This window comes from Streptomyces sp. NPDC001351, assembly GCF_042896045.1.
In the GTDB taxonomy this organism is placed as follows: Bacteria; Actinomycetota; Actinomycetes; order Streptomycetales; family Streptomycetaceae; genus Streptomyces.
Genome location: NZ_JBIAWS010000001.1, coordinates 727230 through 752143, shown reverse-complemented (window position 1 = coordinate 752143; position 24914 = coordinate 727230). Strand labels below are relative to the sequence as shown.

Here is a 24914-nt window from a genome sequence, read left to right as displayed (position 1 = left end):
ACCCGAGCCCCTGCCGCCAAGGCCCCGACGTCCAGTCGCTGGGCAGCCGGGAGCGGCCGGCGAGGCCCGGGGAGGGAACCGAGGGAGGAGTCAGTCCAGGTCGATGCGTTGCCCGGGGCCGGTGCCGCCCTCGTCGCCGTCCCGGCGCTCGTCCAGATCCTTGTGCAGGTCCGTCGTACGGCTCGTCCAGCGCTGTTCCTGGGCCTGGACCGCGGAGCGGTAGGCGGCGAGCAGTTCGTTGCCCGCGGCGGCGAGATGGTCGAAGACGTCCGGATTGCGTTCGATGACGGGCTCGACCGCGGCCTTCGCCTGCTGGACGACCTGCTTCACCACCTGCTGGGCGGCCGGTCCGGCGACGGAGCCGAGCAGCGGCGACTGGATCGACGACAGCTTCTCCGAGACGGCGTCGACGAGCTTGCGCAGTTCCTCGCCTGCGGAGATCGGCGGCTGGCCGTACTCGGCGCGGCGGCGGGCCTTCTCCGCCGCCAGGTCCTCGGCGCAGGCCTTCGCCCAGGCGTCGGCGTCGGTCGCCCGCACCTCGTCGATCACCTCGTGATGGCCGGCGTCGGACGGGGGGCGCTCTTCGCTCATGACGACCTCCTGACTACGGTTCGTCTCTACGACGTTACCCGAATGGGCGTATGTGGTTCACGGCCTCTCCGGCCACAGATCCGGGTCGGGCACGAACCGGATGCGCAGTTCGCCCTCGCGCAGCGCGGCCCCGTCGACGGTGCAGCGGCGCAGGACCGACGGCAGCGGGACGATACGCCGGAACTGGCCTGCCGCGACGACGAGTTCGTCGCCGCGCCGGATGAGGTCCAGGTCGTCGCGTATGGCGCCGGGCAGCGGGAGGTGCCAGACGAGCACGCCGTCGTCGGCGAGCCGGTCGGTGACGGGCCACTCGACGGTGGAGGTCGTGCCGTTGACGTCCAGGGTGCCGGGGACGGCGAGCGCGGTGAGGTCGTCCGTGCCGCGCGGGTCCCGGCCGAGGTGGGCAACCGTCCGGACCTCGTACGGCTCCTGCCATTCCTCCACGACCTTGCGCTGCTGGGCGACGAGCCCGGCGAGCCAGCCGTTCGCCTCGGGCAGCACCCGGTTGGCGACCAGGACGTCGGTGCGCAGACCGCGCAGGGCCAGGGCGAGGCCGGCCCAGTGCACGGCGTCGGCGCCGGCCGGCCCGGGTTCGGCGACCAGCCGTACGACGGTGTTCCGGTCGGCGAGGACCGCCTCGACGGCGCCGAGCTCCGTGTCCCAGCGGGCGGCCGTCTCGTACAGCCACTCCGAGGGCATGGGGACCCCGGCGAGCCGCCCGAGAACGGGCCGCAGGGCCCGGGCCGCCTGCCGTTCGGGCGGCAGCAGCCGGCGCAGATAGCGGCGCAGTTCTTCGGGCAGGGCGAGCAGGGCGAGCGCCTGCGGGGTCGGCGGCAGATCGACGACCAGCAGATCATGGGCCTCCGCGAGAGCCGCGTCCCGCAGGGCCCGCAGGAGGTTCAGCTCCTCGGCACCGGGAAGGGGGGTGACCTCCTCGGCGTCGAGCCGGGAGGCCCCGAGCAGATCGAGGACGTTGGCAGCGCGTTCCTGGAAGGCGGTGAGATCGTCCCGGAAACCGGCGGCGGCGTCGGGTCGCCATGCGGTGAGGTTGGGTTCGACGGCGGTCGGGGCCGGTCCCGTGATCGCGCCGAGGACCCCGCCAAGGGTGTCGGTGCGGTCGGCGCTCAGAACCAGGGTGCGGGTGCCCTCGCGGGCGGCGGCCAGAGCGGTGGCGGCCGCAACGGTGGTACGACCGCTACCGCCAGGCCCGGTGATCAGGATGGTGCGCATGAGGCTGAACGGTAACGGACCCTCCCCCAGGGGCGCGGGGAACTGCGCGACCAGCCACAACGGACCCGCACCCGGACTCCCACAAGCACCCCTACGGCGAGCCCCCGTTACTTCTCCCCCGACTCCACCCGCTTCTTGAGCCCGGCCAAGGCCCGGTCGATGATGACCTTCTCGGCCTTCCGCTTGATCATCCCGAGCATCGGAATCTTGACGTCCACCGTCAGCTGGTACGTGACCTCGGTCGCCCCGGCCCCCACCGCCTTCAAGATGTACGACCCGTCGAGCGCCCGCAGCATCTGCGACTTGACCAGGGTCCAGGAGACCGAGTTCTCACCGGTCCAGGTGTACGCCAGCACCTGGTCGTCCTTGATCGCGCCGGCGTCCATGACGAGGCGCACCTGCTCCGCGCGGCCCTGGGCGTCGGTCGCGAGGACCTCCGCCTCCTTCACCTCACCGGTCCAGTCCGGGTAGCGGGCGAAGTCTGCGATCACCCCCATGACATCGGCCGGTGCCGCCTCGATCGTGATGCTCGAGCTGGTGTGTTCCGCCATCGCCGTGGCTCCTCCAGATGCGGGCCGGTAAAGAGGTCGTCGTGCGCACGGTGCGCGCAGCGTGAAGGCTACCGCGCACGTGAGCGCCCGCCTTCACCCCCACCTGCGTTCATTCACCATTCAAGCGCCCAGGGCTTGCCCGTCCCCGCGAAGTGCCCCACGTTCACGCACTCCGTGGCCCCGATCCGCATCCGCCGCACCAGGGGCTGGTGGACGTGGCCGAACAGCGCGTACCGGGGGCGGGTGCGGCGGATCGCGTCCAGGAGGGCCCGGCTGCCGCGCTCGAAGCGGCGCGCCACCGTGTCGTAGACCAGCTCGGGCACCTCCGGCGGGATGTGGGTGCACAGCACGTCCACCTCGCCGACGGCCTCGATCTTCGCCGCGTACTCCTCGTCGCTGATCTCGTACGGGGTGCGCATGGGGGACTTGAGGCCGCCGCCGACGAAGCCGAAGGTGCGGCCGCCGATCTCCACGCGCTCGCCGTCGAGCACGGTCGTGCCCGGGCCGGCGTACTCCGGCCACAGGGGCGGCATGTCGACATTGCCGTAGGTGGCGTACGTCGGTGTCGGGAAGGCCGCGAACATCTCGGCGTACTGCTTGCGCACCGCCTGCTCGATCGCGGCGGCCCGGTCCGTGCCGATGCCGCCCCACAGCCGGGCGCCGAACTCCCGTGCCTCCCGGTAGCGGCGGGCGGTGCGCAGCTCGACGATGCGGTCGGCGTTCTCCTCGCCGAACAGGTCGGGGAAGATCCCGCGCGAGTGGTCGGCGTAGTCGAGGAAGAGGACCAGGTCGCCCAGACAGATCAGGGCATCGGCGCCCTCGCCGGCGCGGGCCAGGTCACGGGCGTTGCCGTGCACATCGCTGACCACATGGACGCGTGTCCTGCGCTTGCCGGGTGGTGTGGATGCCATGGCGATCAAGGGTAAGCGTGTGGGGTGAACGTGAACAGTGGCGGCCGGTCCCGCCGTTACTGGCCAGTCAGTTAGCGGGTGGACTACCGTACGCAAAGGAACACCAACCTGTGTGACGCAGCGAACATCTCGCCGGGACCCCCTGTCGAAGAAGCCATACCGGCGGGTAACGTCCGGGCAGTCCAGTCGTGCTCAGTATTTCAACCACTGAATCTCTGAGCACCTGCCCGAGCCTTGGACCCACCGTCGCATCACACAACGTCGTGGCGCCGGCGCCTTATTAGGAGCAGCAGTCTTGCGCGAGTTCAGCCTTCCGGCTTTGTACGAGGTCCCTGCGGACGGCAATCTGACCGACATCGTCCGCAGAAACGCCGCGCAGCATCCGGACGTCGCCGTGATCGCCCGCAAGGTGGGGGGCGCCTGGCAGGACGTGACGGCGACCACCTTTCTGGCCGAGGTTCACGCGGCCGCCAAGGGGCTGATCGCCTCCGGCGTCCAGCCCGGCGACCGGGTCGGCCTGATGTCCCGCACCCGGTACGAGTGGACGCTGCTGGACTTCGCGATCTGGAGCGCGGGCGCGGTCACCGTGCCGGTGTACGAGACCAGCTCGCCGGAGCAGGTGCAGTGGATCCTGTCCGACTCGGGCGCGACCGCCATGATCGTCGAGCTGGACAACCACGCGGCCGCCGTCGAGTCGGTGCGCGAGTCGCTGCCCGCCCTCAAGCACGTCTGGCAGATCGAGGCCGGAGCCCTGGAGGAGCTGGGCAACCTCGGCAAGGACGTCACCGACGCCATGGTCGAGGACCGCAGCTCGCTGGCGCGGGCCGACGACCCGGCGACGATCGTCTACACCTCCGGCACCACCGGCCGCCCCAAGGGCTGTGTGCTCACCCACCGCAGCTTCTTCGCGGAGTGCGGCAACATCGTGGAGCGGCTGCGCCCGCTGTTCCGCACGGGTGACTGCTCCGTGCTGCTGTTCCTGCCGCTCGCGCATGTCTTCGGCCGCCTGGTGCAGATCGCGCCGATGATGGCGCCGATCAAGCTGGGCCTGGTCCCGGACATCAAGAACCTCACCGACGAACTGGCCTCGTTCCGGCCGACGTTGATCCTCGGCGTCCCGCGCGTCTTCGAGAAGGTCTACAACTCGGCGCGCGCCAAGGCGCAGGCGGACGGCAAGGGCAAGATCTTCGACAAGGCGGCGGACACCGCGATCGCCTACAGCCGCGCGCTGGACACGCCGTCCGGTCCGTCGCTGGGTCTGAAGATCAAGTACAAGACGTTCGACAAGCTCGTCTACAGCAAGCTGCGCGCCGTGCTCGGCGGCCGCGGCGAGTACGCGATCTCCGGCGGCGCCCCGCTGGGCGAGCGCCTGGGTCACTTCTTCCGCGGCATCGGCTTCTCGGTCCTGGAGGGCTACGGCCTGACCGAGTCCTGTGCCGCCACCGCCTTCAACCCCTGGGACCGCCAGAAGATCGGCACGGTCGGCCAGCCGCTGCCCGGCTCGGTGATCCGTATCGCGGACGACGGCGAGGTGCTGCTGCACGGCGAGCACCTGTTCAAGGGGTACTGGAACAACGAGGCGGCGACCGCGGAGGCGCTGGCCGACGGCTGGTTCCACACCGGTGACATCGGCACCCTCGACGAGGACGGCTACCTCAGGATCACCGGCCGCAAGAAGGAGATCATCGTCACCGCGGGCGGCAAGAACGTCGCCCCGGCCGTGATCGAGGACCGTATCCGGGCGCACGCGCTGGTCGCGGAGTGCATGGTGGTGGGCGACGGGCGGCCGTTCGTGGGCGCGCTGGTCACCGTCGACGAGGAGTTCCTGGGCCGCTGGGCCGACGAGCACGGCAAGCCGGCGGGTTCCACCGCGGCGTCGCTGCGCGAGGACGCGGACCTGCAGGCCGCGATCCAGTCGGCAATCGACGACGGCAACGCCGCGGTGTCGAAGGCGGAATCGGTGCGGAAGTTCCGCATTCTGTCCTCCCAGTTCACCGAGGAGTCCGGCCACCTGACGCCGTCGCTGAAGCTCAAGCGCAATGTGGTGGCGAAGGACTACGCGGACGAGATCGAGGCGATCTACGCGAAGTAGTACGTCCCGGTCCTACGACGGCTCATGGCGCGGTGTCCTCCACGAGGACCCGCGCCATCGTCCGTTCGGCGAGCGCGGTGATCGTCACGAACGGGTTCACGCCGATCGAGCCCGGCACCAGCGAGCCGTCGGTGACGTACAGCTTCGAATATCCCTTCACCCGGCCGTAGTTGTCGGTCGCCTTGCCGAGGACACAGCCGCCCAGCGGGTGGTAGCAGAAGTCGTCGGCGAAGATCTTGCTCGGGGAGCCGAACAGGTCGTAGCGGTAGATCGTGGCGTTGGCCGAGTTGATCCGGTCGAACAGCTTCTTGGCCATGGCGACCGAGACGGCGCTCTGCGCGGCGCTCCAGCCGAGCTTGACCCCGCCGGTGGAGGAGTCGTACGTGAAGCTCGCCCGCTCCGGGTTCTTGGTGATCGCCAGATAGAGGCTGACCCAGGTCTCGAACCCGATGGGCAGCGGGGCGATCTCCGCGAAGACCGGATTGTCGGTGTTGGCCCAGTCGTCGATGCCCATGACCGGCATGGTCGACTGGTTGGCCCCGGTGGTGTCCCAGATGTGGTTGGCGCGGCCCAGCATGGTGTTGCCGTTGGTGCCCCAGCCGGCGCCGACGCTGGAGTTGAGCGCGGGCAGGGCGCCCGTGTCCCGGGCCCGGACGAGGAGTTCCGTGGTGCCGAGGCTGCCGCCGCCGAGGAAGAGGTACGTACAGCTGTAGTGCTTGGTCTCGACGACCGCGCCGGTGGTGTCGATCCGGTCCGCGGTCAGCGTCCAGCTCCCGTCGCTCGCCCGGCCGATGGCCTTCACCTTCTCCAGGGTGTTGATGGTGACGTTCCCGGTGCCGAGCGCCGAGGCCAGGTACGTCTTGTCGAGGCTCCGCTTGCCGTAGTTGTTGCCGTAGATGACCTCCTGCCCGAGCGCGGACTTGGTCGCCGTACCGGCTGCCTCGCGCTGCATGTAGTCGAAGTCGTAGACGTTCGGCACGAAGGTGGTCTTCAGGCCGGTGTTGGCCGCTGCCTTACGGGAGGTCCGGGTGAACTGGTACCACTCGGTGGACTCGAACCACGTGGGGTCGACGGTGTTGACGCCGAGCATGGAACGGGCCCGCGGGAAGTACGTGCCGTACATCTCGCTCGCGTCCACGGTCGGGAACTGCTCGGTGAAGTACGACTGGAGCGGGGTGACCGCCATACCTCCGTTGACCAGGGAGCCGCCGCCGACGCCGCGTCCGACGTACACGGACATGTTGTCGTAGTGCACGCGGTCCAGGGCGCCGGGGTAGGGGGTGATGTCCTTGTTGACGACGTCCAGCCACAGGAAGCTGGCCAGCGGGGCCTCGGTGCGGGTGCGGAACCACATGGAGCGCTGGTCCGGGTTGGCGGTGTTGCAGAAGATCTTGCCGTCGGGGCCGGGGGTGTTCCACAGGCGGCCCATCTCCAGGACGAGGGTGCGGATGCCGGCCTGGCCGAGGCGGAGGGCGGCTACGGCGCCGCCGTAGCCGGAGCCGATGACTATCGCCGGGGCGGTGTCGACTGCGTCGGGCTCGGCTGCGTGGGCGGATTCGAGGCCTATGCGGGTCAGGCCCGCCGCGGCGGCCGTCTGCAGAGCCACCATTCCCAGGATTTGACGTCTCGTCAGCTGACGTTGCATCAGTTTTGCTGTCATGTGCGCAGCATGGGCGGATTTTCGGGTTCCGCCTAGTGGGGTGCCACATATTCGTTGTTGGCGGCTGCGGGTTGTTTGTGGTTCTCGCGCCCACGCGGCGGAGCCGCATATCGACACAGCCCCGCGCCCCTGAAGGGGCGCTGCACTACAGCAAGGCCTTGAGCCGCTCCGCCAGTAGGTCCCAGCGCCACCTTTCCTCAACCCACCGCCTGCCCCGCTCCCCCATCCCCCGCCGCAGCTCCGCATCCCCCAGGAGCACCACGATCCGGTCGGCTGCCTCCTCGGCGGAGCCGCCTCGCACCACCCAGCCCGTTTCGCCGTCCAGTACGGCGTCAGGGGCGCCCCCCGAGTCGCCCGCCACGACCGGCAGGCCGGTGGCCGAGGCCTCCAGGTAGACGATCCCCAGCCCCTCCACATCCAGCCCGCCCCGTCGCGTCCGGCACGGCATGGCGAAGACGTCGCCCGCGCCGTAGTGGGCGGGCAGCTCGGACCAGGGCACGGCGCCCGTGAAGCGGACCGAGTCGGCCACGCCGGTCTCGTGGGCCAGTCGCCGCAGGTCCTTCTCGTACGGGCCGCCGCCGACGATCAGCAGTACCGTCTCCGGCTCGGCGGCCAGGATGCGGGGCATGGCGAGGATCAGGGTGTCCTGGCCCTTGCGCGGGACCAGCCGGGACACGCACACGACCACCGGCCGGTCGGTGAGGCCGAGCCGGGCGCGGATCGCGGCGCCGCCCGACTCCGGGTGGAAGGTCTTCTCGTCGACGCCCGGCGGCAGCTGCACCATCCGCCCGGCCGCCGCAGGGGTCAGGGCGGTGGCGATCCGTGAGCGCGTGTACTCGCCGAGGTAGGTGATCGTGTCGGTGGACTCGCCGATACGGCTCAGCAGCTGCCGCGCGGCCGGCAGCTGCGCCCACCCCGCCTCGTGCCCGTGGGTGGTGGCCACCAGCCGCTCGGCGCCCGCCTTGCGCAGGGCCGGCGCCATCAGGCCGAGCGGCGCCGCCGCCCCGAACCACACCGACGTACAGCCGTGCTCCCGCAGCAGCCCGACCGCCTTCCGGGTCGCACCCGGCGTGGGCAGCAGCATCGTCGTGGTGTCACGTACGACGGTGAAGGGCTGCTCGGCGTCGAAGGCGGCCGTGGCCTCGGTCCCCTCCCGGCCGCGCTTCCAGGTGGACGCGTAGACGACGAGACGACCGGGGTCCAGCCGTAGCGCCATGTTGTGCAGAAACGCCTGGATACCGCCCGGCCGGGGCGGGAAGTCGTTCGTCACGATCAGGGTCTTGTGCATCGCCGCCGACCCTATCCAACGGGCATCCAACGGTCGCGCACAGCTCGGCACGGCCACGTTTATGGCACGCACACAGCTGCACAGGACATCATGTTCCCCTCAAGACCGGAACGGAAAGCGGACGGAAACGGGGCTCCGGTGGACATTGCGGGTGGAAGGCGGCCCCTTGCGGGACTGCTGGTGACCTGGGGCCTGACCAGGCTGATGCTGCTGCTGTTCGTCCTCAAGGTGTTCGTCTTTCCCGGGCCGGACGTCACGAGCGACGTGTCCGTGATCTACCAGGGCTGGTACGAGACCCTGCGCCACGGCACCTTCCCGCTGGACGACGTCACCTGGCAGTACCCGCCCGCCGCCGCCCTCCCGGTCCTCTCCCCCGCGCTGCTGGGCTTCCTCGACTACGCGACCGCCTTCTTCTTCCTCGCCTTCCTGGCGGACCTGGTCGTCCTGTCGCTGCTCCTGTACGCGGGCCTGCGCCCCGGCAAGACCCTGCGCGGCACCTGGGTGTGGGTGCTGGGCGTACCGCTGCTCGGGCCGACCGTGTACGCACGCTACGACGTGATGGTCACCGCGGTGGCCGTGGCCGGGCTGCTCGCGGGCGCCCGGCATCCACGCGTGATGGGCGTCCTGGTGGGCTTCGGGGCGATGCTGAAGGTGTGGCCGGCGCTCCTGCTGGTCGGCGCCCGTAAACGCGGCACCTGGGCCTGGGCGGCGGCGACCGTGGCGGCACTGGCGGCGGTGTTCGCGGTGACCATGCCCGGCGCGTTCGCCTTTCTGAACTTCCAGCGCAACCGCGGCACCGAGGTCGAGTCGCTGGGCTCCCTCGTCTTCCACGTCGCCCGGCAGTTCGGCTGGAACGGCCAGGTGCTGCTGAACTACGGCTCGATCGAATTCCTCGGCCCGTATGTCAGCCTGGTCAGCACTGCGGCCCTGTTCCTGACCGGCGTCGTCTTCGGCTGGCTGCTGCTGTGGCGGCTGATGGCCACGCGGTTCCTGCCGAACACGCTCGCGGACGCGGCCTTCGTGGCGGTGCTGATGTTCACGGTCACCAGCCGGGTGATCAGCCCGCAGTACATGGTGTGGCTGGTCGGTCTCGCGGCCGTCTGCCTGTGCTTCCGCAGCAGCCGCATGGGGGTGCCCGTGGCGCTGGTGCTCTCGGCCGCCTTCGTGACGGTGCTGGAGTTCCCGGTCTGGTTCCAGCACGTCGTCATGAGCGACACCCTCGGCGTCGCCCTGCTGGTCCTCCGCAACGGCCTGCTGGTCGTCGCCGCCGTGCTCGGGGCCGTGGAGCTGTGGCAGTCGACGGTCTCCCGCGACCCGGTACCGCCCCTGCCCACTCAGGCGACGCGCACCAGGGAGAACTCGACGTCCCCCTGACGCCGGGCGGCCCGCCGGAACAACACGCCCACCACCGCGCACTGCACCCCCATCGCGAGCGCCAGCGCCAGGCAGATGCCCGGCAGGCCGAGCCCCGACAGGCCGTACGCCAGCGTGAGTTGGACCGCGGTGCCGAGTGCCGTCACCCGCAGCAGCACCGGCGCTCCCCCGCTCCCCTCGAACACCCCGCCGAGCGCGATGAAGCAGGCCATCAGCAGCAGGTAGGGCCCGATGCAGCGCAGGAACAGAACACCGGCGCGGGCGACGTCCGGCCCCGCACCGAAGGCGGCCATGATCCAGGGGGCGGTGAGGAACAGGGCCGCGGCGGCCCCGAGCCCGACCGTCCCGGACACGAGCACCGCCTGCCGCCCGATGGCCCGGCGCGCGTCCCTCCCGGCGCCCCGGGTGTGCGCGGTGTGGATGGAGGCGGCCTGCCGCACGGAGTAGAAGGCCATGGTCGCCACATACATGACCTTGTACGCGATCGAGTACGCGGCCACGGCCGTCACCCCGAGCCGCGCCACGACGGCGACCAGGACCAGCGCGCCGCCCTGCCGCACGGTGAAGTCGGCGGACATGGGCAGGCCGGTGGTGAGGGTGCGGCGGAGCGCGGCCCGGACCGGCTCGGCGGCCCGCACCCCGACCGCCTCACGCAGCAGGGCGTTCCGCCGCACCGCGAACAACCCCACCCCAAGGGCCGGGCACCGGCACAGCACCGTCGAGGCAGCGGCGCCCTGCACCCCGTACCAGTGGATCAGGAACGGGTCGCAGACCAGGATCAGCCCGTTGGCCAGCAGCGCGAGCCGCATCGGAGTCCTCGTGTCGCCCGCGCCCTTGAGGATTCCGTCAACGAGGTTCTGCGCGAAGAAGACGGCGATACCCGGCAGTGAGATCGCGAAGTAGCCGACGGCGAGCGACAGCGCGGCACCGTCGCCCCCGCCCAGCACCAGCCGTGCCAGCGGCTCCCGCAGCAGCAGCCCGCCCGTGACAACGACCGGCGTGACCAGCGCGCACAGTGCCCAGCCCCCGTGCACCGCCGCCCGCATCGCCCCCGGATCCCGCGCTCCCCTGGCGTGCGCGACCAGCACGGTCGTACCGGAGGCGAAGACCAGCGAGACGCCGAGCAGCACGTTCTCGGTGTTGGTCGCCACGGCCACGGCGGCCACCGCCGCACCGCCGAGCCGCGAGACCCAGACTGTGTTGATGATCCCGGCGGCGACGGAGGCGAGGAGTGAGAAGTAGACGGGGTGAGCGAGCGATATGAGCTGTCTGCGGTGCGCGTTCACGACTGTCCCCCTCGAAACGAGCTACCTCGAATAGAGGTAGCTCGATAAGAGGTAGCATGGCCGCACTGCACCCCGCAAGGAGGAAACGTTGCTCGAGCTGTCGATCCTCGGCTTCCTGGCCGAACAGCCGCTGCACGGCTACGAGTTGAAGGAGCGCATCAAGGCGCTGAGCGGCCATGTCCGCCCGGTCAGCGACGGCGCGCTCTACCCCGCCCTCACCCGTCTCGTCGCCGCGGGCAAGCTCGACCAGCACACCGAACCCGGAGCGAGCGCAGCACCCCGCCGCACGCTCTCCCTCACCGACAAGGGCCGCGAGGACCTGCTGGAGCGGCTGCGCCACCCGAAGCAGGCGGAGATCACCGACCAGGTCCGCTTCAACACGGTCCTGTCCTTCCTGCGGCACCTGCCGGACCCCCGCGAACAGGCCGCGGTGCTGCACCGCCGCCTGGACTTCCTGGAGACACCCTCGAGCTTCTTCTACGACGACGGCAGACCCGTGCGCGCGGAGGAGACGAGCGACCTGTTCCGGGAAGGCATGCTGAGGGTCGCACGAGCCACCGGCGAGGCCGAGCGCGCCTGGCTCAGGGAAGCCATCGCCCGGCTCGATCAGCCGAGTTGAGTCCGGAGATAGTCCCGCCACTGCCGGGTGAACTTCTCCGGTGTCGTCCCCAGCACCTTCCGCATCGCGCCCTCCACCGAGCCCGCCCGCTGCCGGTGGTCGCCGACCGCGCGGTAGAACTGCCCGAGCTGCTCGAGACCCCACTGCTGCGCGATCAGCCGGCAGGCCATCCAGCCGCCCTCGTAGGCCTGCGCCAGATTCGTCGCGTCGCCGCTGAAGCCGAAGTCCTTGTCGGTGGGCAGGTCTTCCGGCACCCGCCCCTCGCTCACCGCGCGCGCCAGCTCGGGCGCGGCCTCGGCCGGGGTGCGGCCGGTGCCGAGGTAGCCGATCCAGTCGGCGTACCCCTCGGACAGCCACAGCGGGGTGGCGGCGTTGGTGTGGGCGCGGGTCGCGACATGGGTGGTCTCGTGGGTGAGCACCACCTGCTTGCCCAGCGGGCCGAGCAGGGCGTACGCGTCCGGGTTGACGATGATGCGGTCCGCGGGCGCGGTCGGCGGGCCGCCCACCTCGCCCGTGGTGACCGCCGCGATCCCGCGGTACTGGGAGGCGGGCGAGCCGAGCAGCCCCGCCATGCCCCCCACCGACCCCGGGACGAGCACCACCACATGCCCCGCCCAGTCGCTGCCCCAGGCCCCGGACACGGCGGGCACCGCACGGTCCGCGAGGTCCGCGTACGAGTGCAGCGCCTCGCTGGACTGACCGGTGCCGAGCACGATGCTGTGGCTGCCGCGTACGACGGTCACCGCGCCCTGGTCCCACAGCTGCTGGGAGGACTTCTTGGCGGGCCTGTCCGCGTCCACGTACCAGTGCCCGTCGCTCTTCCGGGAGAGGGTCAGGGTGCGGCCTACAGTGACGGGCGCGTGGTCGTATCCCTCGATGCGGTAGCGCAGTTCGGCGTTGGCGGTCGCCTCGTCGCCGGTGCGGTGCAGGGCCGTCACACGGTACGACCAGGACGCCAGCGGCACCCCGCGCAGGTTCTCGAACCAGCCTGGCGCGCCCGTCTTCAGGAAGGCCGCCCGGTCGCGGTCGAGGACGGCGGTGGACCGCCGGTCGAGGACCCGCTGCAGATCGGCCCCGGCACTGCCGCCGGCGGGCTGGCCGCCGCATGCCACCAAAGAGACGAGCAGCAGCACGAGCGCCACCACTGACAACCTCGACGCCCGCCCACGACCAGCCACTTTCCGATCGTAAGGCCGACAGGGGCGGTTGGTCAGACCCTGGTGACCGAGGACACCGGCAGCATGTCCACCGGGTCGTAGCGCACGGGCGCGCCGGGGTAGGGCGCGTGGATCACCTGGCCGTTGCCCATGTACATCCCGACGTGGCTGGCGTCGGAGCGGTAGATGACCAGGTCGCCGGGGCGTGCCTCGGAGAGCGGGATCTGCCGGCCGGCGTATGCCTGCTCCTGCGAGGTGCGCGGCAGCTGGACCCCGGCCTGCGCGTACGACCACTGCATCAACCCCGAACAGTCGAAGCCGTAGGGACCGGTGGCGCCCCACACATACGGCATGCCGAGCGCGGAGCGGGCGGCGGCCATCGCGGCGGCCGCACGGGCCGAGGCCGGCATGGCGCTGCCGAAGTCGGGGAAGAGCTCGCCGCGGTCGTCCCGGGAGGCGCGGCCGTAGGCGGCACGCTCCCCGTACGGCAGGGAGTTGAGCAGCCGACGGGCCTCGGCGAGTTTCTTCTCCACGATCCTCTTGTGGACGGCGACGACCTTACGGCTCTTCTCCAGCTCGGCGAGCTTGCCGACCGCTTCGGCGCGCTCCTGGGCGACGTCGCGCATCGAGGACTGGAGGTCTCTGAGCTCGCCCGCCTGATGGGCGTTGATCCGGTCCAGGACGGAGGCCTTGTCGAGGTAGTCGGACGGGTTGTCGGAGAAGAGCAGGGCGAGGGTCGGGTCGATGCCGCCGGAGCGGTACTGGGCGACGGCCAGCGAACCGAGCGACTCCCGCACGGAGTTGATGCGCTCCTGCTGCCGGGCGATCAGGTCCTGCGCGTCGTGCACCTGCTTCCGCAGCCTGCTCGCGGTCTCGTCGGCCTTGTCGTAGGCCTCTGTCGCCTTCTCGGCCTCCGCGTAGAGGCGGTCCACCTCGGCCCGGGTGTGGTCGTACGGAGCGGCGTCGGCCGGGACGGCGCCGAGCGCGGAGGCCGCGGCGGACAGCACACACAAGGCGGTGCCGGCGCCCCGGTTGAACCCGGACGGTGCAGGGCGGCGGTGGGACCTCACGAGTAGCGACGCTCCTTCCATTGCCGGACGCCACCGGTTCTCCCCCGGGCTCCGGGGGAAACGCGGCAGACATGGACGCCCTCTCCGGCCCCCGGGGGCAGGAGATTCTGGTCCGCACCGCTTCGCGATGCCACCACGGGTTCCTGTTCCAGGGGCCTCCGCCGGCCCATGTGGGCTGGTCTTGCGCGGCCTGAGCAGGCGTGACTTCCCGCCCGTCCGGCGGTAGGTCCGACGACTTCCGTCGAGGGACGCGGCGATGCTAGCCATGCGAGTGCACGACGGCCAGCGACCTCTGCGGGCACACAACGCGACGCCCCGCCTCTGACGCAGGTCATGGGCGGGGCGTGGGGTCAGTGCGGGTTCACGTAATTCGCCCGTTCGGGCGGACCGGTGTCCTGATCTTGAAACGGATCCTCAGGGACGCGTGTCAGATCCGGACGCCGAACTGGAACGGCATGTCGCTGATCGACTCGTAGCGCACGACGGTGCCGGTGCGCGGGGCGTGCAGCACCATGCCGTTGCCCGCGTACAGGCCCACGTGGTGCAGGTCGCCGTAGAAGAGCACGAGGTCGCCGACCTGGAGCTGGCTCTCGGAGTAGATCCGGGTGCCCGCGTTGGCCTGCGCCTGCGAGGTGCGCGGTATCGAGACGCCGGCCTGGCCGTAGGCCCAGGAGGTCAGGCCCGAGCAGTCGTAGGAGGCGGTGCCGGTGGCGCCGTAGACGTACGGCTTGCCCAGCTGGGTCTTGGCGGCGTCGAAGGCGGCCTGGGCCCGGGCGGAGGCGGCGGTCGCGTTGCCGAGGTCCACCCGCGCGCTGGCCGAGCGGCTGGCGCGGGCGTCGGCGGCGGCGAGCGAGGCCCGCTCCGCGGCCGTCAGGGAGTTGAGCAGCTTCTGCGCCTCGGCGAGCTTGCCCTGGATGTCCTTCTTCTTGTTGCCCAGCTCCGTGCGGGTGGAGGCGAGGTCCTTGAGCTTGTCGGAGGCCTCGGCGCGCTCCTGGGCGAGTTCGCGCTGCTTCTCCTGGATCTTCTTCAGCGCCTCGACCTGCTGGGCGCTGAGCTGGTCGGCGGTGGACGCCTTGTCCAGGTAGTCGTTCGGGTTCGACGACAGGAAGAGCTGCAGGGACGAGTCGATGGTGCCGGTGCGGTACTGCGCCGCCGCCGCCAGACCGATGGAGTCACGCAGCTGGTTGAGCTCCTCCTGGCCCCGGGCGACGTTGTCCTGGATGGTGGAGATCTCCTTCTGGAGCTTCTGCTGCTTCTCCTTGGCGCCGTTGAACTTCTCGGTGGCCTGCTCGGCCTCCTCGTACAGCTTGTCGACCTTGGCCTTGACCTCGTCCTTGGAGGGCTTCTCGCTCGGCGCGGCATTCGCGGCCTGGGCGCTGAGGGCAACAGCGGCAGCAGCTGCGGTGGTGAGCACGGTCACACGAGCCCGGCTCGGCTGCTTCGGTCGACGATGGGACGCCACGGAAGAGGGCTCCTTCTTGTGAGTGATCACCCGCTCGGAGGTTCGAGGCCAGACCTTAGTGACCTTCTTGTGATCACTTCAAATCCTCGCGTGGAAAATCTTAGTGACGCAATGCATTCTTTGCACATAACCCACGTGCGGTGACGCCAGGTTGACGCTACGTTGCGTGACGATTGCGCCAATTCGGGCATTAAACCTAGAAGTTCGACCTTCGGGACAGCGGCCCGGGAACGGCTCAGGACAGCCGCTTCAGAAGCATCGCCGAGGCGATCGGCCGCGCCCCCGCGCGGGCCACTCCGTCGGCCACCTCGCGGTCCGTGGAAGCAACGATGACGGGCCGCCCGGGGGGCTCCGCGCGCACCAGCTGGCGGATCAACTCGTCCGCCGTGACGCCCGCCTTGGAGAACAGCACCCGCACTCCGCGCGGCGGCGCGAGCAGCACGGGAGCGGCCAACTCGGCCCCGTCGAAGACACAGGTGACCTCGGCGCCGGTCTGTGCAGCGAGTTGCGAAAGCTGCCCGAGGAGCCTCAACCGCTGCTTCTCCAGAGGCATTTGGGGATAACCCGTTTTGGTGACGTTGTAACCGTCGACGACCAGGTGCGCCTGCGGCAGCTCGAGCAGCTGATCCAGGATCGCGGGGTCATTTTCGGACAAAGCGCGCGCAGCGATGTCTTTCGGGGTCATTCGCCCCGGTTCGACCGCATCGACGGTCTCCGCCGGCCGCACGGACACCGGCGGCAAGGCCAGCTCCCGGCGCAGTCCCTGGGCCGCGTCCAGGACGGTGTCCAGAAGCAGGCGCACGCGCATGTCCTCGACACTGCGCCCCTCGCGCGCTGCTTTGCGCGTGGCCTCCAGGGCGGCCTCCGCCTCCCCGAGCCGCGACTTCAGCCGGCGGGACTCGCTCTCGGCGGCGGACACCTGCGCCTGCCCCTCGGCGCGTACGGTCTCGATCTCGCTCTGGATCTTGCGGAGGGCGGCCTCGCCCCGCTTGACGTCGCTGAGGGCCGCTCGCAGCTTGCGGTGCAGCGAGTCGGCCTCCTTCTTGGCGGCGTCCAGCTCGGTACGGAGCCGCTCGGTGTCGGCCCTGGTCTGCTCCCGGGCCCGGTCGAGCTCCGCACGCAGCCGCTCCAGCTCGGCCCGGCTCTCCTCGTCGGCGCGCTCGGCATCGGCCCGCTGGGCCTCCTCGCCGGCCGCGGTCACCAGCTTCACCCAGCCGGTGGGCCGCAGCACATAGGCCGCGGCCGCCACGTCGAGGGGATCCGCGGCCGGGGGCGGCGAGCCGGAGTCGAGAGCGCCGGCGAGTTCCGGCTGGGCCTCTCTCAGCTTCTCCCCGATGCGCTGCCGGAACAGCGGATCGGTCTCCAGCGCGGCCGCCATCGCGTTGCCGGCGAACTTGGCCCGCCGGTTCGGTGCGAAACGGGCGTACTGCCTCAGCTGTGCGGGCAGTTCGCCGACGGTCAGCCCGCCGAAGCCGTCCGAGACGATCTGGACGACCCTGCGGCGCACTCCGTCGGGCAGCGGACGGTCAAGCACCTCGGCGGTGCCGTCGCCCGGCCCCCCGCCTGTGGTCTCCACCATCCGTCACACCCCATTACCTGTGGGGCCGCTCCGCTCAGGAGTCGGCGCCCGGCCTGTCCACGAGTTCCACCTGATCCACCGCGTTGCACCAGCGGCAGCGCACCGACTCGATGGTCTCACTGACCACCTCGCGCTCCTCGACCTTGGGCTCACCGGCCAGATCGAGGTGGACGTACTCGACGACCTTCGACGAGCGGGTCACGTCGAAACGCGTGAGGTTGCCGCAGAGGGTGCAGCGCCACCGCGTCGTGGCGGTCGGGAGGGGAACCGTCATCGTGCCTGTGCTCTTTCCTTCTAGGTCTTCTATTGTCAGTGACGCCCGAGCTTCCCCGGGCGTGTGGCTCGTAACCCTACGGCCTGGCGCTCACTCGCCGCCCGTCCGTCCACGGCGGCGAGGCGGTCTGTGCGACTGCGTCCCGTTACGTCATGCTCTGTGTTCATGATCGGCAAGTGGAGCGCGACCGTCGGCAGAGCGATCCGGCGCCCCTCGGCGCCCATGACGTACACCCTGATCGCCCTGTGCTGTCTGCTCTTCGTGACCGGCCCGGCGGCCGGCCTCAATCCGGTCCACGGCTCCGGTGACGCGCTGCTCGCCGCCCAGCGCGCCTATTTCCACCGCTGGGGCGTGGTCCCGGCCGAGCTGTTCCAGGGCTCCCCCAGGGCCACCCTGACGCCCGCCACGGCCCTGTTCGTCCACGGCAGCTGGGTCCACCTGCTCGGCAACATGCTCTTCCTCTACGTCTTCGGGGCGATGACCGAGGAACGGATGGGCCGCGTCCAGTTCACGCTCTTCTACCTCGGCTGCGGCTACCTCGCCCTGCTGGGGTACGCGGCGGCCAATGCCACGTCCCAGCAGTCGCTGGTCGGCGCGTCCGGGGCGATCTCCGCGGTCCTGGGTGCGTTTCTGTACCTGTTCCCCGGGGCGCGGGTGACCAGTCTTCTGCCGTTCCTCTTCTTCCTGCCCCTGCGTTTCCCCGCCTGGATCGTGCTGCCCTTCTGGGCGGCCCTGCAGTGGCTGGCGGCCGGACAGGCGGCGACGGGACCGGGGGTGGCCTATCTGGCGCACCTGGTGGGCTTCGGCCTGGGCTTCGTCTACGCCTGGGTCCGGTTCGGCCGTACGACTAGAGTGAGATCCGCCCCAGCTCCGGCCTCCGAGGGAGAGAACCAGCCTTGATCACCGCGATCGTCCTCATCAAGACCAGCGTGGACCGGATCCCTGAGATCGCGGAGCGGATCGCTTCGCTGGAGAGCGTGAGTGAAGTCTTTTCCGTGACCGGGACGTATGACCTGATCGCCATGGTTCGCGTGAAGCAGCATGAGGATCTTGCTGACGTGATTCCCGGCAGCATCAGCAAGATCCCCGGTGTCGAGGCTACGGATACGCATGTTGCGTTTCGGACGTACTCGCAGCATGACCTTGAGGCTGCGTTTGCCATTGGGTTGGACTCGTGATCGACGCCTAGGCGTCTGCGTGGTGCGGTTCGTGTGCGACTACCGGTGCGTTGTGGCTGGTCGCGCAGTTCCCCGCGCCCCTATAGGGCGGCTGCTCAGACCGCAGGGACGCAGCGGCCGTCCTCTGTCCTGTACGTCCACTTCGCGCCGTCCGCCACCAGTTCCTTCACGGCGTTGACGAAGCGCTCGACGTGCTCGTCGGGGGTGCCCGCGCCGAAGCTGACGCGGATGGCGTTGAGGGACTTTTCGCCGGGGGCGGTCTCGGGGGAGCCGCATTCGCCCTGGGTCTGCGGGTCGCTGCCCAGGAGGGTGCGGACCAGCGGGTGGGCGCAGAAGAGGCCGTCGCGGACGCCGATGCCGTACTCGGCGGAGAGCGCGGCGGCGAAGTGCGAGCTGTTCCAGCCCTCGACGACGAAGGAGATCACGCCGACGCGCGGGGCATCGTCGCCGAAGAGGGAGAGGACCCGTACCTCGGGCACCTCGGCGAGGCCGGCCCGGACGGTGTCGATCAGGTGCTGCTCGCGGGCGACCAGGGTGTCGAAGCCGGCCTCGGTGAGCGCCTTGCAGGCCGACGCGATGGAGTAGGCGCCGATCACGTTCGGGGAGCCGGCCTCGTGGCGGGCGGCGCTGTCGTGCCACTCCACGTCCACGCCGCCGTCCTCGCGCCGGGTGACCTTGCGGCTGGCGCCGCCGCCCGCGAGGTAGGGGTCGGCGGCCTGCAGCCAGTCGGCGCGGCCGGCCAGTACGCCGGAGCCGAAGGGCGCGTACAGCTTGTGGCCGGAGAAGGCGACCCAGTCGACGTCGAGGTCCTGCACGGAGACGGGGTGGTGCGGGGCGAGTTGGGCGGCGTCCAGGACGATACGGGCGCCGTGCGCGTGGGCGGCGGCGGCCAGCTCGCGCACCGGCCACAGTTCGCCGGTGACGTTCGAGGCGCCGGTCACGCAGACCAGGGCCGGGCCCTGGCCCTCTTGAATGGATGCAGTCCGGTCGGCGAGGGCCTTCTCCAGCGTCTCGACGGCCTGCTGCGGGGTGCGCGGGGCGTTGAGGTAGGTGACCCGGGCGTCCTTCCAGGGCAGCAGCGAGGCGTGGTGCTCGGTCTCGAAGACGAAGACCTGGCAGTCGGCGGGGAGCGCGGCGGCCAGGAGGTTGAGGGAGTCCGTCGTCGACCGGGTGAAGATCAGCTGGTCGTCGGCGCGGCAGTCGAGGAACTCCGCAACGGTCCTGCGGGCGTTCTCGAAGAGGTCGGTCGACAGCTGGGAGAGGTAGCCGGCACCGCGGTGGACGCTGCCGTAGTAGGGCGCGTACGCCGCGACGTCGTCCCACACGCGCTGCAGGGCGGGGGCGCTGGCCGCGTAGTCGAGCGCCGCATAGGTGACTTCGCCGCCCGTGACGAGCGGGACGGTGACATCCCGGCCCAGAACGGGCAGCGGGGCACAAATGGCGGTGGCGGCGGCAGCGGTGGAGACAGACATGGCGGAACTCCCGTGGAGGCAGGTGGAATTCGCCCCGCGAGCGGTATGGCTCAAGCAGGGGCGTGAAAGGAAAGGGGATGCGGAGGCGGGGCTCTGCGGCCCTATCGCATTCGCTTGCTCACGGAAGGCTCCTCGACGACCAGGACCCCTGGCTTCTCGAGGGGTCCGCGCTTGCCGTAGACCTCGCTGCCTACGGCCTGGTCTTCACCCGGGGCACCCCGCCACGGACGGAGGGTTGCCGGACAGTCGGCCGGGGCCTCATGACTGTCACTCATGACCTGGACAGGAACGTACGTGAAGTGATCGCGGTCCCGCAACTCGTGTCCGCATTGCGGGACCGCACTCCCCTGCTATGCGTTGCTGGCCGCCACCCAGCGCTCCAGCGCCCGCTTCGCCGCACCGGAGTCGATCGCCTGCGCCGCCTTGTCCATGCCGGCCCGGATCTGCTCGGCCAGCGTCCCGGGACCCGGGTCGAGGGCGACGAGCGCGGCCGCCGAGTTCAGCAGGACGGCGTCCCGTACGGGGCCCTTCTCGCCGTCGAGGAGCCTGCGGGCGACCTCCGCGTTGTACGACGGGTCGCCGCCGCGCAGGGCCTCGACCGGGACCAGTTCGATGCCGACGTCACGGGGGTCGAAGGTCTCCTCGGTGACCTTGCCGTCGCGGACGATCCAGACACGTGAGGTGGCCGTCGTCGTCAGCTCGTCGAAGCCGTCGTCGCCGCGGAAGACGAGGGAGGAGTTGCCGCGCTCGGCGAGGACGCCGGCGATGAGGGGCGCCAGGCGCGGGTCGGCGACGCCCACCGCCTGGGCCCTCACCTTCGCCGGGTTGGTCAGCGGCCCGAGGGCGTTGAAGGTCGTCCGGATGCCCAACTGGCCGCGTGCGGCGGCCACATGACGCAGCGCCGGGTGGAACTTGATGGCGAAGCAGAACGTGATGCCGGCTTCCTCCGCGACCTCCGCCACCCGCTTCGGCGTCAGTTCCAGATTGACGCCCAGCTTCTCCAGCACGTCCGAGGCGCCGGACGCCGAGGAGGCGGCCCGGTTGCCGTGCTTGACGACTTTTGCGCCCGTGCCCGCGATGACGATCGCCGACATCGTGGAGATGTTCACCGTCTTCGCGCCGTCGCCGCCCGTACCGACGATGTCGACGGTCCGCCCCGGCACCTCGATCACGTTCGCGTGCTCGTACATCGTCCGGACGATCCCGGTGATCTCCTCGACGGTCTCGCCCTTGGCGCGCATCGCCACCGCGAACCCGGCGATCTGGGCGTCGGTCGCCTCACCGCGCATGATCAGGTCCATCGCCCAGGCGGTGTCGTCGGCGGTGAGGTCCTGCCCGTCCAGCAGGCCGTTCAGCAGCAGGGGCCAGGAACGGCCCGCCGCGGTGTCGCCTCCAGCGGGGGTCACAGCGCTCATACGGCCGCTCCTGGTCGTCGTAGGAGAAGAAAACGAGTGTGAGGCCACCCTATCCAGCTCAGGGCACGGAGAAGGGCCCCCGTCCGAAGATCGGACGGGGGCCCTTGCCGTGGCGTGGCGAGCCGCAGCGATCAGTGGTGGCCGTGGCCGCTCGTGATCTCCCTGTACTCCTCGACGGTCGGCTTCGGAATCTGGGACTCCTCGCCGTAGTACGCCTCGCTGAGCTTGGCGCGCAGCTTCTCGGAGCCCTTGACCTTGCGCTCGACGCCGTTCTCGTCGACCGTCGGGCCGATCTCGGCCGGCTTGTACTGCTCGTGCGCGGTGAGGGTGTGCAGGGCGTCCTGGCTGAGCGGCTCGTGCACCTCGATGAACTCACCGTGCGGCAGGCGCTTGATGATGCCGGACTCGCGGCCGTGCAGCACCTTGTCCCTGTCGCGGCGCTGGAGGCCGAGGCAGATCCGCTTGGTGGCGATGAACACGAGCACCGGCACGACGAAGAACGCGACCCGGACGAACCAGGTGATCGCATTGATCGACAGGTGGAAGTGGGTCGCCCAGAGGTCGTTGCCACCACCGACGAGCAGCACGAAGTACCAGGAGATCCACGCCGCACCGAAGGCGGTACGCGTCGGGGCGTTGCGCGGGCGGTCCAGGATGTGGTGCTCACGCTTGTCGCCGGTGACCCAGGACTCGATGAACGGGTAGACCGCGATCGCGACCAGGACCAGCGGGAAGATGATCAGCGGGATGAACACGCCCAGGACGAGCGTGTGGCCCCACAGGTTGATCTCCCAGCCCGGCATCGTACGGATCAGGCCTTCGGAGAAGCCCATGTACCAGTCGGGCTGGGCGCCGGTCGACACCTGGTCCGGACGGTACGGGCCCATGGCCCAGATCGGGTTGATCGAGGCGATCGCCGCGATGGCCGTGATGACGCCGAAGACCAGGAAGAAGAAGCCGCCGGCCTTCGCCATGTACACCGGCAGCAGCGGCATGCCGACGACGTTGTTGTTCGTCTTTCCGGGGCCCGCGAACTGCGTGTGCTTGTGGTAGAAGACCAGGATCAGGTGGCCCACCATCAGGCCGAGCATGATGCCCGGCAGCAGCAGGATGTGGACCGAGTAGAACCGGGCCACGAAGTCGCCGCCCGGGAACTCGCCGCCGAAGAGGAACATCGACAGGTACGTGCCGACGACCGGCACGGACAGGATCGCGCCCTCCATGAAGCGGACACCGGTGCCGGAGAGCAGGTCGTCCGGGAGCGAGTAACCGGTGAAGCCGGTGAACATGCCCAGGACGAACAGCAGGAAGCCGAAGATCCAGTTGACCTCACGCGGCTTGCGGAACGCGCCGGTGAAGAACACACGCATCATGTGCACGAACATGCCCGCGAGGAAGATCAGCGCGGACCAGTGGTGGATCTGCCGGATGAGCAGACCACCGCGCACATCGAAGGAGATGTGCAGGGTCGAGTTGAACGCCTCGGACATCATCTGGCCCTGCAGCGGGATGTAGCTGCCGTGGTACTCCACCTCGTTCATCGACGGGTGGAAGAACAGCGTCAGATACACACCCGTGAGGATGAGGATGATGAAGCTGTACATGCACACTTCGCCCAACATGAACGACCAGTGGTCGGGGAAGATCTTGCGCATGTTGGTCTTGGCCAGGGAGTAGATCCCCAGCCGGCCGTCGGCCCAGTCGGCGACGCGCTCGCCGGCCGGCGCTTTGCCGCGCCGCTCGCCCGCCGCGGCAGCGGCTGATGTGTGCGTCTCGTTGGTGCTCATCCGCGCTCCCAGAATGCAGGACCGACGGGCTCTTCGAAGTCGCCGAGCGCCTCGAGGTAGCCCTGGTCGTTCACGCCGATGCGCAGCTGCGGCAGGGCGTGACCGGCGGGGCCGAAGATCACCCGGGCACCGTCGGACAGGTCGAAGGTGGACTGGTGGCAGGGGCACAGCACATGGTGCGTCTGCTGCTCGTACAGCGAGATCGGGCAACCGACGTGGGTGCAGATCTTCGAGTACGCGACGATGCCCTCGTGCGACCACTCGAGCTCGCGCTTGTCCTTGATGTTGTCCGGCTGGATCCGGACGATCATCAGGGCCGCCTTGGCGATCTCGGTCTGGAAGTTCTCGTCGTGCTCCTCCAGGCCCTCGGGCTTGGCGAAGGTGAGCGAGCCGACCGCGACGTCGGAGGCGCGCAGCGGCTCGTTCGTGTTCATGTTGACGAGCAGCTTGCCCTTGGACCACAGCGTGTGGCGCAGCTTGGTCCCCGGCAGCGGTCCGAGGTCGCGCAGCAGCATGACGCCGGAGAGCGGGAACAGGGCCAGCGCACCGAACATCGTGTTGCGGATGAGCTTGCGGCGGCCGAGCGCGGACTCCTTGGCGCCCTGCTTGAAGTCGGCCATGACCTTGGCCTTGACCTCGGGGGACGCCTCGATCGGGTGCCGCTCGTCGGCGATCTCCACGTCGGACATCAGGGTGCGGGCCCAGTGGACCGCGCCCGCGCCGATGGCGAACAGCGCCAGGCCCAGGGTCAGGCCGAGCGCGAAGTTCAGCGCGTTGATGTGCCCGATCGGGAAGACGAAGATCGCCTTGTCGTGCGGGATCGCCACGTACGAGGCGATGAAGCCGACCGTGGCCAGCATCGAGACCGTGAACAGCATGGCCACCACACGCTCGGACCGCTTGGCGGCCCGCTCGTCGATGTCCTGCACCCGGTGCTCGTGGGGCGGCAGACCGGGGTCCGCGAACGGGTTCTGCTCGTCCGCGAGGCTTACGGTGCCGTGCGCGTCCTGCTCAGCGGGCAGGTTCTCTTCTGGAATGTCTTGGCTACTCATGACTTCTTGGCCTTTGCGGTCCGAGCGGCGACCCAGACGGCGACCGCGATCAGCGCGCCGAGTCCGAAGATCCAGGCGAACAGGCCCTCGGAGACCGGGCCGAGTCCGCCCAGCTCAAGGCCGCCGGGGCTCTCGGTGTCGTCTCCGTTGACCGCGTGGAGGTACGCGATGATGTCCTTCTTGTTCTGCTCCGACATCGTGGTGTCGGGGAACGACGGCATGTTCTGCGGGCCGGTCTGCATGGCCTCGTAGATGTGCTTCGGGTCGACGCCCTCGAGGCTCGGCGCGAACTTGCCGTGCGTCAGCGCACCGCCCTTGCCGGTGAAGTTGTGGCACTGCGCGCAGTTGGTGCGGAACAGCTCGCCACCCTTGGCGATGTCGGCACCGTCCGGGCCGTACTGCGCCGCCGTCGGGATGGACGGGCCGGCGCCGAGGGAGGCGATGTACGCGGCGAGCTGGTCGATCTGGGCCTGCGAGTAGATGACCTTCTTCTTCGGGACCTGAGCGCCCGGCTGCTGGGCCGGCATACGGCCGGTGCCGACCTGGAAGTCGACGGCCGCGGCGCCCACGCCCACGAGGCTCGGACCGTCGGAGGTGCCCTGACCGCCGGTGCCGTGGCAGCTGGCGCAGCCCACGGAGTAGAGCTTCTTGCCCTCGTCGATGGCAAGGGACTGGGCGGTGTCATCGGCCTGCGCCTTGCTCGCGGGTGCGAACGCGGCGTACAGCCCCCCGGTGCATGCCAGCGCGAGGAGTAGGACGACGAGCGCCGCCATGGGATGGCGTCGTCGTGCGGAGAGCTTTTTCACGGATTACCCCGGTGTCAGGATCTTCTGCGTCGATGCTTGTGGGTTGTGCGCCGCGCGGGC

Annotated in this window: 22 protein-coding genes and 1 riboswitch; of the genes, 5 read left to right on the top strand and 17 right to left on the bottom strand. The window is 70.0% G+C overall.

Going from position 1 to position 24914, the window contains the following annotated elements; genetic code table 11:
- Window positions 1–90: 90 nt before the first annotated feature.
- From ACFY1U_RS03415 to ACFY1U_RS03400, 4 genes are all read right to left on the bottom strand, one after another.
- Entirely contained in the window at window positions 91–591 is a 501-nt protein-coding gene (locus ACFY1U_RS03415) for a DUF5304 domain-containing protein (protein WP_390692449.1), read from the bottom strand.
- Between the two features lie 57 nt (window positions 592–648).
- Window positions 649–1821: an ArsA family ATPase gene (locus ACFY1U_RS03410; protein WP_390692448.1), complete on the bottom strand. Its 1173-nt coding sequence runs from the start codon at window positions 1819–1821 to the stop codon at window positions 649–651.
- 107 nt (window positions 1822–1928) lie between these two features.
- Complete coding sequence (locus ACFY1U_RS03405) at window positions 1929–2372, bottom strand: SRPBCC family protein (protein ID WP_390692447.1); 444 nt, start codon at window positions 2370–2372, stop codon at window positions 1929–1931.
- Between the two features lie 113 nt (window positions 2373–2485).
- Entirely contained in the window at window positions 2486–3241 is a 756-nt protein-coding gene (locus ACFY1U_RS03400) for a metallophosphoesterase (RefSeq protein WP_390692836.1), read from the bottom strand.
- A 337-nt stretch (window positions 3242–3578) separates the two neighbouring features.
- Here ACFY1U_RS03400 and ACFY1U_RS03395 point away from each other — a divergent pair, with 337 nt between their 5' ends.
- Window positions 3579–5375 carry an AMP-dependent synthetase/ligase gene (locus ACFY1U_RS03395; protein ID WP_390692446.1) on the top strand — a complete coding sequence of 599 codons (1797 nt, stop codon included), beginning with the start codon at window positions 3579–3581 and terminating at the stop codon, window positions 5373–5375.
- Window positions 5376–5397: 22 nt separating this feature from the next.
- Here ACFY1U_RS03395 and ACFY1U_RS03390 read toward each other — a convergent pair whose 3' ends face one another.
- Complete coding sequence (locus ACFY1U_RS03390) at window positions 5398–6984, bottom strand: GMC oxidoreductase (protein ID WP_390692445.1); 1587 nt, start codon at window positions 6982–6984, stop codon at window positions 5398–5400.
- Window positions 6985–7180: 196 nt separating this feature from the next.
- Window positions 7181–8323, bottom strand: coding sequence for a glycosyltransferase family 4 protein (locus tag ACFY1U_RS03385; RefSeq protein WP_390692444.1), 1143 nt, complete (start codon window positions 8321–8323; stop codon window positions 7181–7183).
- 138 nt (window positions 8324–8461) lie between these two features.
- On the opposite strand from ACFY1U_RS03385, the gene ACFY1U_RS03380 reads away from it, so the two are divergent.
- Complete coding sequence (locus ACFY1U_RS03380; protein WP_390692443.1) at window positions 8462–9697, top strand: glycosyltransferase 87 family protein; 1236 nt, start codon at window positions 8462–8464, stop codon at window positions 9695–9697.
- On the opposite strand, the gene ACFY1U_RS03375 is transcribed toward ACFY1U_RS03380, so the two are convergent.
- Complete coding sequence (locus ACFY1U_RS03375; RefSeq protein ID WP_390692442.1) at window positions 9658–10983, bottom strand: MATE family efflux transporter; 1326 nt, start codon at window positions 10981–10983, stop codon at window positions 9658–9660. The two genes, ACFY1U_RS03380 and ACFY1U_RS03375, sit on opposite strands and share 40 nt — an antisense overlap.
- Window positions 10984–11071: 88 nt before the next feature.
- Here ACFY1U_RS03375 and ACFY1U_RS03370 point away from each other — a divergent pair, with 88 nt between their 5' ends.
- Complete coding sequence (locus ACFY1U_RS03370; protein WP_390692441.1) at window positions 11072–11602, top strand: PadR family transcriptional regulator; 531 nt, start codon at window positions 11072–11074, stop codon at window positions 11600–11602.
- Here ACFY1U_RS03370 and ACFY1U_RS03365 read toward each other — a convergent pair.
- The 5 genes from ACFY1U_RS03365 to ACFY1U_RS03345 form a co-directional block, all read right to left on the bottom strand.
- Window positions 11590–12780, bottom strand: a complete 1191-nt coding sequence (locus tag ACFY1U_RS03365) for a hypothetical protein (RefSeq protein WP_390692440.1) — start codon at window positions 12778–12780, stop codon at window positions 11590–11592. The two genes, ACFY1U_RS03370 and ACFY1U_RS03365, sit on opposite strands and share 13 nt — an antisense overlap.
- Window positions 12781–12812: 32 nt before the next feature.
- Complete coding sequence (locus ACFY1U_RS03360; protein ID WP_390692439.1) at window positions 12813–13829, bottom strand: NlpC/P60 family protein; 1017 nt, start codon at window positions 13827–13829, stop codon at window positions 12813–12815.
- 427 nt (window positions 13830–14256) lie between these two features.
- On the bottom strand, window positions 14257–15291 hold the full coding sequence (locus ACFY1U_RS03355) for an NlpC/P60 family protein (protein ID WP_390692438.1): 1035 nt from the start codon (window positions 15289–15291) through the stop codon (window positions 14257–14259).
- Between the two features lie 235 nt (window positions 15292–15526).
- A complete protein-coding gene (locus ACFY1U_RS03350) occupies window positions 15527–16870 on the bottom strand; it encodes an NYN domain-containing protein (protein ID WP_390692437.1) in 1344 nt (447 codons plus the stop codon).
- Window positions 16871–16904: 34 nt separating this feature from the next.
- The gene (locus ACFY1U_RS03345) at window positions 16905–17144 is read right to left on the bottom strand and encodes a hypothetical protein (protein WP_009309707.1); all 240 of its coding nucleotides are present in this window, start codon (window positions 17142–17144) and stop codon (window positions 16905–16907) included.
- A gap of 165 nt (window positions 17145–17309) precedes the next feature.
- Here ACFY1U_RS03345 and ACFY1U_RS03340 point away from each other — a divergent pair, with 165 nt between their 5' ends.
- Complete coding sequence (locus ACFY1U_RS03340) at window positions 17310–18044, top strand: rhomboid family intramembrane serine protease (protein ID WP_390692436.1); 735 nt, start codon at window positions 17310–17312, stop codon at window positions 18042–18044.
- The gene (locus ACFY1U_RS03335; protein ID WP_099928230.1) at window positions 18041–18322 is read left to right on the top strand and encodes an Lrp/AsnC family transcriptional regulator; all 282 of its coding nucleotides are present in this window, start codon (window positions 18041–18043) and stop codon (window positions 18320–18322) included. Before ACFY1U_RS03340 ends, ACFY1U_RS03335 begins: the two co-directional genes overlap by 4 nt.
- Window positions 18323–18417: 95 nt before the next feature.
- Here the strand turns inward: ACFY1U_RS03335 and ACFY1U_RS03330 are convergent, their stop codons facing one another.
- From ACFY1U_RS03330 to ACFY1U_RS03310, 5 genes are all read right to left on the bottom strand, one after another.
- Window positions 18418–19794, bottom strand: coding sequence for an aminotransferase class V-fold PLP-dependent enzyme (locus ACFY1U_RS03330; protein ID WP_390692435.1), 1377 nt, complete (start codon window positions 19792–19794; stop codon window positions 18418–18420).
- A 162-nt stretch (window positions 19795–19956) separates the two neighbouring features.
- A riboswitch (SAM riboswitch) is annotated at window positions 19957–20073 on the bottom strand.
- A 71-nt stretch (window positions 20074–20144) separates the two neighbouring features.
- On the bottom strand, window positions 20145–21209 hold the full coding sequence (gene trpD, locus ACFY1U_RS03325; protein ID WP_390692434.1) for an anthranilate phosphoribosyltransferase: 1065 nt from the start codon (window positions 21207–21209) through the stop codon (window positions 20145–20147).
- A 131-nt stretch (window positions 21210–21340) separates the two neighbouring features.
- Entirely contained in the window at window positions 21341–22996 is a 1656-nt protein-coding gene (locus ACFY1U_RS03320; RefSeq protein WP_390692433.1) for a cytochrome bc complex cytochrome b subunit, read from the bottom strand.
- Complete coding sequence (locus tag ACFY1U_RS03315; RefSeq protein WP_390692432.1) at window positions 22993–24048, bottom strand: Rieske 2Fe-2S domain-containing protein; 1056 nt, start codon at window positions 24046–24048, stop codon at window positions 22993–22995. Before ACFY1U_RS03315 ends, ACFY1U_RS03320 begins: the two co-directional genes overlap by 4 nt.
- Entirely contained in the window at window positions 24045–24854 is an 810-nt protein-coding gene (locus tag ACFY1U_RS03310; RefSeq protein ID WP_390692431.1) for a c-type cytochrome, read from the bottom strand. The genes ACFY1U_RS03315 and ACFY1U_RS03310 overlap by 4 nt, the downstream gene beginning before the upstream one ends.
- Between the last annotated feature and the right edge of the window lie 60 nt (window positions 24855–24914).